The organism is Aeromonas media, from assembly GCF_000819985.1.
GTDB lineage: Bacteria > Pseudomonadota > Gammaproteobacteria > Enterobacterales > Aeromonadaceae > Aeromonas > Aeromonas media.
In genome coordinates this window covers 1-355 of sequence record NZ_CDBZ01000052.1, presented here as the reverse complement: position 1 = coordinate 355, position 355 = coordinate 1, and the positions used below count along the sequence as shown (strand labels likewise).

Genomic DNA, 355 nt, shown 5'->3' with positions numbered 1-355 from the left:
GGCGGTGATCACCCGGCGCACCTTCTCCGGGATCTCCCGCTGGGGGGTGATGGCGTGGATCTCCATGGGCGGCACCCGAAAGCCTGGCAGCAAGGCGAGCAGGCGGCCCTGGGCGAGATCCTCAGCAACTTCCCCCTCGGGTTGCAGGGAGATCCCCTGCCCCGCCAGGGCAAACTGGCGCAGGGGCAGCACGTTGTTGCATTGCACCCTGGGTTTGCACCTCACCCTGTGCTCGCCCCCCTTTTCGTCAAGGAGCAGCAAGCCGCTCCCCAGCATGTCGCCGCAGAGCCAGTCGTGCGCGGCCAGATCTGCCGGGGTGCGCGGCGTTCCCTTGCGCGCCAGGTAGGCGGGGGCG

At 69.6% G+C, this 355-nt stretch carries 1 protein-coding gene; it reads right to left on the bottom strand.

Annotated elements, in window-relative coordinates:
• On the bottom strand, nt 1-355 hold a 355-nt coding region (locus tag BN1127_RS04115; protein WP_042648601.1), incomplete at both ends, for a LysR substrate-binding domain-containing protein.